This is a genomic window from Lysinibacillus sp. UBA5990, assembly GCF_002429815.1.
Taxonomy (GTDB): domain Bacteria; phylum Bacillota; class Bacilli; order Bacillales_A; family Planococcaceae; genus Lysinibacillus; species Lysinibacillus fusiformis.
Map to the genome: position 1 here is coordinate 60,687 of NZ_DJAY01000017.1, position 7,947 is coordinate 68,633.

The 7,947-nt window shown below is 38.0% G+C and carries 7 protein-coding genes and 1 pseudogene; 5 read left to right on the forward strand and 3 right to left on the reverse strand.

What is annotated here, in order from left to right; genetic code table 11:
* Nucleotides 1–87: 87 nt before the first annotated feature.
* On the reverse strand, nt 88–501 hold the full coding sequence (locus B3D94_RS22885; RefSeq protein ID WP_036120324.1) for an HIT family protein: 414 nt from the start codon (nt 499–501) through the stop codon (nt 88–90).
* Between the two features lie 104 nt (nt 502–605).
* Between B3D94_RS22885 and B3D94_RS22890 the strand changes: the two genes are divergently transcribed.
* Nucleotides 606–1,355 carry an ABC transporter ATP-binding protein gene (locus tag B3D94_RS22890; protein ID WP_008173321.1) on the forward strand — a complete coding sequence of 250 codons (750 nt, stop codon included), beginning with the start codon at nt 606–608 and terminating at the stop codon, nt 1,353–1,355.
* Nucleotides 1,339–2,520, forward strand: coding sequence for an ABC transporter permease (locus tag B3D94_RS22895; RefSeq protein WP_069482603.1), 1,182 nt, complete (start codon nt 1,339–1,341; stop codon nt 2,518–2,520). Before B3D94_RS22890 ends, B3D94_RS22895 begins: the two co-directional genes overlap by 17 nt.
* Before the next feature lie 57 nt (nt 2,521–2,577).
* Here the strand turns inward: B3D94_RS22895 and B3D94_RS22900 are convergent, their stop codons facing one another.
* Nucleotides 2,578–3,093, reverse strand: a complete 516-nt coding sequence (locus B3D94_RS22900) for an antibiotic biosynthesis monooxygenase family protein (RefSeq protein ID WP_291761165.1) — start codon at nt 3,091–3,093, stop codon at nt 2,578–2,580.
* 413 nt (nt 3,094–3,506) lie between these two features.
* Between B3D94_RS22900 and hemE the strand changes: the two genes are divergently transcribed.
* From hemE to hemY, 3 genes are all read left to right on the forward strand, one after another.
* Entirely contained in the window at nt 3,507–4,556 is a 1,050-nt protein-coding gene (gene hemE / locus B3D94_RS22905) for a uroporphyrinogen decarboxylase (RefSeq protein ID WP_291761168.1), read from the forward strand.
* Nucleotides 4,557–4,704: 148 nt separating this feature from the next.
* On the forward strand, nt 4,705–5,625 hold the full coding sequence (hemH, locus tag B3D94_RS22910) for a ferrochelatase (protein ID WP_291761171.1): 921 nt from the start codon (nt 4,705–4,707) through the stop codon (nt 5,623–5,625).
* Between the two features lie 14 nt (nt 5,626–5,639).
* Nucleotides 5,640–7,061 (forward strand): protoporphyrinogen oxidase, encoded by a 1,422-nt coding sequence (hemY, locus tag B3D94_RS22915; protein ID WP_069482601.1) that lies wholly within the window; start codon nt 5,640–5,642, stop codon nt 7,059–7,061.
* A 145-nt stretch (nt 7,062–7,206) separates the two neighbouring features.
* On the opposite strand, the pseudogene B3D94_RS22920 reads toward hemY, so the two are convergent.
* Nucleotides 7,207–7,947 (reverse strand): annotated as a pseudogene (locus B3D94_RS22920) (collagen-like protein); the annotation flags it as partial.

The window sequence follows — 7,947 nt, forward strand, 5'->3', positions numbered from 1 at the left end:
GAAACTTATTTGTGATTGTACGCTAAAATTTTTATATTTGCAATACAGTATGTGGGTTATTAAAATGTTAATATATGACAAAAATCGTTATAGGTTGGCTTTAATACTTTCTGCCACTTCAGCCAATTGTTCTGGTGAATATTTTTGTGTTTGCCAAACTAAACCTAAGCCTTCTTTTTCGTCATAACGCGGAATAAAATGTAGATGATAGTGGAACACAGTTTGTCCAGCCGCTGCCCCATTATTATTAATCGTATTCAAACCGATTGGCTCAAACGCAGCCTTAATGGCATTCGCAATTTTCGGTGCCGCAGCATATAAGTTGCGTGCAACATCCTCTGGCATTTCGTATAGATCTTGGCAGTGATGCTTTGGTATTAGTAAAGTATGACCTTTTGCAACTGGTGAAATGTCTGTAAATGCATAGACATGATCGTCTTCATAAACTTTTGTACTTGGAATGGATCCATCGATAATTTTGCAAAATAGGCAATCGCTCATGAGAATTTCCCCCTTATCTTATATGTAAATTCATTCTATCATACTCAAACCTGTATCATTTGCTAATTTTTGATAAAATATAAAACAAGAAGAGGAGTGAGGTTATGTCAGTATTAGAGGTACAGCATGTAACAGGTGGATATACAAGAAAACCTGTTATTAAAGATTTATCTTTTACTATTGAAAAAGGAGAGCTTGTTGGCTTAATTGGCTTGAATGGGGCCGGTAAAAGTACAACGATTAAACATATAATAGGAACAATGTTGCCAAAAGAAGGGGATATTTACCTTAATGGGGTAACGTTAAAGGAAGATACGGACAAGTATCGTACAGCCTTTTCTTATATCCCTGAAACCCCTGTGCTTTACGATGAGCTAACATTGAGGGAACATTTAGAATTAACAGCGATGGCTTACGGTATTGATAAGGCAACTCTAGATGCTCGTTCTGAAGTACTTTTAAAGGAATTTCGAATGGAGAAAAGATTAAACTGGTTCCCATCACATTTTTCAAAGGGAATGCGTCAAAAGGTTATGATTATGTGTGCCTTTCTAGTGAATCCTAGTCTTTATATTATTGATGAGCCTTTTGTGGGGTTAGATCCACTCGGAATTCAATCATTATTAGATCAAATGGATGAGAAGAAAAAAGAAGGTGCTTCCATATTAATGTCTACGCATATTCTATCGACAGCTGAAAAGCATTGTGATCGAATTATATTATTGCACGAAGGAAGAGTTCGAGCGCAAGGCACGATGGCAGATTTGCGACAAACATTTGCGATGCCCAATGCAACATTGGACGATCTATATATTGCAATGACAAAGGAGCGGGACCATGAAGAACTTGCGTGATGTATGGTCCTCTCGCTTCATGCATTATATAGGAGAAGTACAAAAATATATGCAATTTATTTTTACAGGGCATATTGCCATTGTACTTGTATTTCTAATTGGAGCAGGAGGCTACCAATATAGTGAATGGTTGAAAGTTGTACAGACAGATTTCCCAGCTGAAATACTTATTGCTGTTTTTATAGGCGTCTTATTGGCCTTTAGTCGCCCTACTACGCTTTTGAGAGAGCCAGACCAAGTGTACCTATTGCCCCTTGAATCAAAAATGTCGCTGTATTTTAGTAAGGCATTAGCTTGGACATTTTGGTCTCAGGTTTGGATTGTAGCGATTGTCTACATTGTTAGTATTCCGCTATTAAAAGCAGTGACGGATTTAACAACGGGTGACATTTGGTCGATATTCCTACTTGTGATTGTGCTGAAATATATAAGTGTACGAGGAGAATTCAGCTATCGATATAGTGAACGAGGTCAAATGGTTTGGGTGGACAGGCTGATTCGAGCAATAATATTTGCTGCCGCTGTTTTTATGGGGCTGCAAGCTCAGTTGCTTCTATCAATTGTAGCTACAGTCATTAGTATTATTTATATTATTGTCTTTAGAAAAAAATCTGCAGGAGAACCAGTACCTTACGAACATTTTGTAAAGCTTGAGCAAAATCGAATGATGAGCTTTTACCGTTTCGCCAATTATTTTACAGATGTACCCCATTTACATGGAAGCATCCGACGTCGAGGCTGGATGGACTGGCTCTATAAATTCGTTCCATATGGTAAAAATAACGCTCAAAAGTATTTAGTATTTCGTACCTTTGTTCGTACAGATGATCATTTTTATTTATGGCTCCGTCTTACGGCCATTTCAGCAGTAATTGCAGCATTTGTAGACATTCCAATAGTTACATGGATTGTTGCCGCGGCACTAAGCTTTGCAACGACTATCCAATTAAAACAGGCATTACTTTCAAGTGGGGAATTCCGCATGGACATGCTGTTTCCGTTGCCGGATAATGCTCGTCAACTAGCTGTGAAGCAAATTGTACGTCTAGCTATGATTACACAAGCGATCATCGTAGGATTATGTGCGATTACACAGCCGATGTTTTATATTGTAGTTGTCATTGTTTTAGTAATTAGCGAATTGACTGCGAAAGTATCTAAATAATGAAAAGCTCATTTTCCCAGCCTGTGCTGAGAAGATGAGCTTTTATTTGTTGTAGGTCTATTCTGTATCCTCTTTTGGCATAGCACTATAAGTTGTAACGTAGGACGCTGCCGAGAAGATGTTCTGCTGATTTACACCACTAGAATCATCTCTTTTTGCATGTGCGTTTTCAAAGGCTTTAGAGCTTTTCCATGCTTCGAATGAATGTGGTCCATGCCACTGAGTCATAACAATATAAGTGTCATCCTTGATGGGACGAAGTAATCTGTAGGACTCAAAGCCCGGCTCTTCCTCAATGACATGTGAACGTTGTAAAAAGCGATGCTCGAAAACAGGGCGTCCTTCATCTGTTACGGGAATATTATTAAGAACAAAGAATCCATGTTCTTCTAACTCGTTTACTGAATCTAACACTTCAAATTTGCGAGGTGTGGCAAAAACGGATTTTCCTTCAGTTTCATGAATTAATACGGAATTTCCCTCTCCATGAATTAAGATCATATGCTCATTTGGATACTTATTTTTCAGTTGTTCTAAAAAATCACCAGTACCAGAAGTTAAATAAATATTCATCAATTTATCCTCCTTATGAATCTTACTAATTATAGCGTGATTATACCCTTTTCAGCATAAGTCTAACGCTTTGTCTAAAAAGAATCTGTCTAGAATGAACAATTTTATGACATTTCACTAGGAAAACTATACAATAACAGAGGAAGCGTTTACTATTGGAAACGGATATCAATAATAAAGGAATAAATAATACATTTTTTTCTTGATTCAGCAAATGTTTTTTGTACTGAAATCGAAGTATAAGATACAGAAGACTCTTTCCGCTATAGAGAGTGGTGAACCCACTGATTCAAGATAAAGCCTCTGGTCGATTTTGCAGATTTTGAAGAGAAGAGTAAACAGTAAGAAATCTGGACACAATTACGCCAGGGCGTATGGATAGTAATGAATTTATCGAGGGGAAGGAATTATTCATGACAACTTTTAACGATACACTTCTGCGTGCTGCTCGTGGAGAAAAAACTACACACACGCCAGTATGGTATATGCGTCAGGCAGGACGTTCTCAGGCAGAATATCGTGCCATCAAAGAAAAATATTCATTAGAGGAAATTACACATCAACCAGAGCTATGTGCATATGTCACTCGTCTACCTGTAGAAAATTACAATGTTGATGCAGCTATATTATACAAAGATATTGTCACACCTCTTCCTGGAATTGGCATAGATGTAAAAATTAAAGCAGGTGTTGGTCCTGTTATTTCTAATCCAATTCGTTCAGTTGCAGATGTTGATAATTTAGGTGAATTCAATGCTAAAGAGCATACACCATTTGTATTAGAGACTATTAAAATCTTGACAGAAGAGCAATTAAATGTCCCGTTGATTGGTTTTGCTGGAGCACCATTTACACTTGCCAGCTACATGATTGAAGGTGGTCCTTCTAAAAATTATAACAAAACAAAATCATTTATGGTGTCAGAACCGCAAGCTTGGTTTGCGTTAATGGATAAACTTGCTGACATGATTATTGCAGATGTAACTGCCCAAATTAAAGCTGGTGCAAAAGCAATCCAAGTATTTGATTCTTGGGTGGGTGCTTTAAATGTGGAAGATTACCGTGTATTTATAAAACCAATTATGACGCGGATTTTTGCGGAATTACAAAAAGAAAACGTACCATTGATTCAATTTGGTGTCGGTGCAAGTCATTTAGCGAAAGAATGGAATGATTTACCGATTGATGTTGTCGGCTTAGATTGGCGTTTACCAATAAAAGAAGCACGTGCGAATGGTATTACTAAACCAGTCCAAGGTAACCTAGACCCATCGCTATTATTGGCAGATTGGTCAGTCATTGAAAAACGTACAAAAGATATTATCGATCAAGGTTTAGAAATGCCAGGTCATATCTTTAACCTAGGTCATGGTGTTTTCCCTGAGGTTGATCCAGAGGTCTTAAAACGTTTAACGACACTTATTCATGAATATAGTGCACAACAAATTCAAGCTCGTTCTTAAAAAAAGCGAATCAAATGTGAAATATGTCCTTTTCTATGTTCGTAATTTTTATCATAGAAAGGGAGCTGTCCAACATAATAGATTGGACAGCTTCTTTTTATCACATAATGTATGAAAACATAAAACAATTTTAGAGGTGAAAAGGGTAATGAAAGAAGTTAAAGGCTTATTGGTAATGGCATACGGAACACCTTATAAAGAAGAGGATATTGAACCTTACTATACACATATTCGTCATGGTCGCAAACCTTCGGAAGAGCATTTAGAAGATTTACGTAGTCGCTATGAAGCAATTGGAGGTTTATCTCCTTTAGCAGCAGCAACACAGGCACAAGCTGAAGCATTATGTGCACGTTTAAATGAAGTTCAGGATGCTGTAGAATATAAATTGTTTATTGGTTTAAAGCATATTCATCCATTTATTGAGGACGCAATAGAGCAAATGGTGGCAGAGGGCATCAATGAAGCGGTATCAATTGTTTTAGCTCCTCATTTCTCAACATTCTCTATTAAATCTTATAATGGCCGTGCTGTGGAAGCAGCAGGAGATCGCTTAACGATTACATCAGTAGAATCTTGGTATGATGAACCTAAATTTATTGAGTATTGGAAACAACAAGTTAATGATACATTTAAGTCAATGTCTGAAGAAGAACGTGAAACAGCATGCTTAATTGTTTCAGCTCATTCACTTCCTGAAAAGATTAAAGATTTAGGTGACCCTTATGAGGATCAATTAATTGAAACAGCCCGACTTATTCAAGAGGCAACTGGTTTGAAAAACGTTGAGGTCGGCTGGCAATCAGCAGGACAGACACCAGAGCCTTGGATTGGACCAGATGTTCAAGACTTAACACGTGAGCTTTATGAAGAAAAAGGCTTCCGTTCATTTGTTTATACACCAGTAGGTTTTGTAACAGAGCATTTAGAAGTGTTATATGATAATGATTTTGAATGTAAAGTTGTTTGTGATGAACTAGGCGCAAAATATTATCGTCCATCGATGCCAAATACACATCCTTTATTTATTGATGCAATGGTCGATGCGATTTATAAAAAATTAAGCTAAGCGAAAAGAAAGTGATGATGTTGGTGACTCAGAAAAGACGAAAGGTAGTTGTTGTAGGCGGTGGTATTACGGGCCTTACAGCTGCGTTCTATATGCAAAAACAAGCAAGCACAAAAGAATTGCCATTAGATATCGTACTTGTCGAGTCGTCATTACGTCTTGGCGGAAAAATTCAAACACTAAGAAAAGATGGTTTTATTATTGAACGTGGGCCAGAATCCTTTTTTGACCGTGAAAATTATGTAAATGCTTTAGCAAAGGATCTCGGTATCGAACATAAAATCATGACAAGTAATGCAGGACCTCACTATGTTGCTGTTGGAAGTCAGTTATACCCAATCCCAAGCCATCTATTATCAGGAGAAACGCCACATATCTCGTCATTTATTACATCAGGCTTGTTTTCACTAAGCGGTAAAGTTCGTGCGGCAGGTGATTTTTTTATCCCACGTTCAGCACAAGACGATGATCAACCATTGGGAGCATTTTTTAGAAGAAGATTTGGGGCAGAGGTTGTTGAAAATTTAGTGGAACCATTACTAGCTGGGACATTTGCAGGGGATATTGAGCAATTAAGTATGAGCTCTACTTTCCCACAGCTTTATCATCTAGAGCAAAAATATCGTAGCTTATTAGTAGGGATGAAAAAGGCTGGAACAAATTTCTTGAGTAATGATTTTATTCATGAAAATAAAGGGATTTTTCAAACCTTTAGTAATGGGCTTGAAACATTAATCGAGAGTATTGAGGAATCTCTACTTCCGGGGACAGTGATGAAAGGTGTCAAGGTCGAAGAAATTGAGCATGGAAAAGATGGGTCTGTACATGTAATGCTAAACAATTTCTCACATATTAAAGCGGATGCAGTCATTATTGCTACACCCTTTAATATGGCGGATAAGATGTTCAGTAAGTATAATTTATTAAATGAACTAGGGACAATGAAAGCTGCAACTATCGCAACTGTTACAATGGCATTTAAAAAGGAGCAGCTTGGTGATTTAGACGCGCTCTCATTTTATGTCTCTCGAAATAGCGATTTTTCAATCACTTCATGTACGTGGATGAATCGAAAATGGCCGGGTACCTCACCTGATGATTATGTGTTATTACGTAGTTATATTGGTCGAGTGGGTGACGAAGCGATTGTAGCATTATCAGATACTGAGATTGAAAAAACAGTGCTACAGGATTTAAATAAAACTATCGGTATAGATGGAGAACCGATAACGACAGTAGTTACACGCTGGAAAAATGCGATGCCACAATACACCGTTGGACATGAGGCGAAGGTCCAACGTATAAAGCAGGAATTACGAGAACATTTTCCAACTGTAAAATTGGCAGGTAGTTCATTCGAAGGAATATCCATCCCAGAATGTGTCCAACAAGGTAAACATGTTGCCGCTGAAGTGTTGGCGGAAATTTTTTGTTAGTAGAAGCACGATAGTACAAACATAATGTTTGTACTATTTTTTTATTGAAGTAAGTTCAAAAGACAAAAAGAGAAATAGCAAACTAACTATTTCATAGTTTGCTATTTCTACATCTATATATCCAAATTTTCTAGATAACCTAGTTCTAAGAAATTCGATGACATGACCAAACGATACCACCAGAGTTAGCTCCACCTAGTGTAAGAGAGATAGTCAAACCATTGGCTTCATAGAACAAATCAATCGTATCTCCAGCATTTAAATTCACTTCTCCTGCCAAAGTGATTGTGCCATTTCCAAGAACTGCTCGTAAAGTTAATACAAGTGCCACATTGACGTTTAGTACAGGGAATAAGCCACTAATTAAATTTGTTGTAGCATTTTGCCTAATTGCAAATGATGGGTTAATTCCCCCTCCTAAAGTAACACTAATGGCAGCAGTAGTGGAGTAGTTAATAGTTGCTTCAAAGGAATATCTACCTGTGGTTGGTACAGTGAATATGCCAGTTGTTGGATTGAATGCAGGTGTTGTAAAGTATGGTGACGCGACACTCCAGTTAGTGATTGAAGTAGATCCACTAACAGCCAACGTGTTTTTAAAGGCAGAGAATCCTTCAGTAAACGCAGGTCCAGTAGCACCAGTAATTCCTATAGCGCCAGTAACCCCAGTAGAGCCGGTAGCGCCAGTAGAGCCGATAGAACCAGTAACGCCAGTAGAGCCGGTAGATCCTGTAGAACCAGTAAGTCCGGTAGCCCCAGTAGGTCCAGTGGAACCAGTAATACCTGTAGCCCCAGTAGAGCCGGTAGCTCCTGTTACACCAGTAACGCCAGTAAAGCCGGTAGCTCCTGTTACACCAATAGCCCCAGTAGAACCAGTAGAACCAGT

Excerpts from the sequence above, each read along its gene's own strand:
- B3D94_RS22895 (WP_069482603.1), top strand. The coding sequence starts at position 1,339 with ATGAAGAACTTGCGTGATGTATGGTCCTCTCGCTTCATGCATTATATA.
- hemE (WP_291761168.1), top strand. The coding sequence starts at position 3,507 with ATGACAACTTTTAACGATACACTTCTGCGTGCTGCTCGTGGAGAAAAA.
- hemH (WP_291761171.1), top strand. The coding sequence starts at position 4,705 with ATGAAAGAAGTTAAAGGCTTATTGGTAATGGCATACGGAACACCTTAT.
- B3D94_RS22885 (WP_036120324.1), bottom strand. The coding sequence starts at position 501 with ATGAGCGATTGCCTATTTTGCAAAATTATCGATGGATCCATTCCAAGT.
- B3D94_RS22890 (WP_008173321.1), top strand. The coding sequence starts at position 606 with ATGTCAGTATTAGAGGTACAGCATGTAACAGGTGGATATACAAGAAAA.
- hemY (WP_069482601.1), top strand. The coding sequence starts at position 5,640 with ATGATGTTGGTGACTCAGAAAAGACGAAAGGTAGTTGTTGTAGGCGGT.
- B3D94_RS22900 (WP_291761165.1), bottom strand. The coding sequence starts at position 3,093 with ATGAATATTTATTTAACTTCTGGTACTGGTGATTTTTTAGAACAACTG.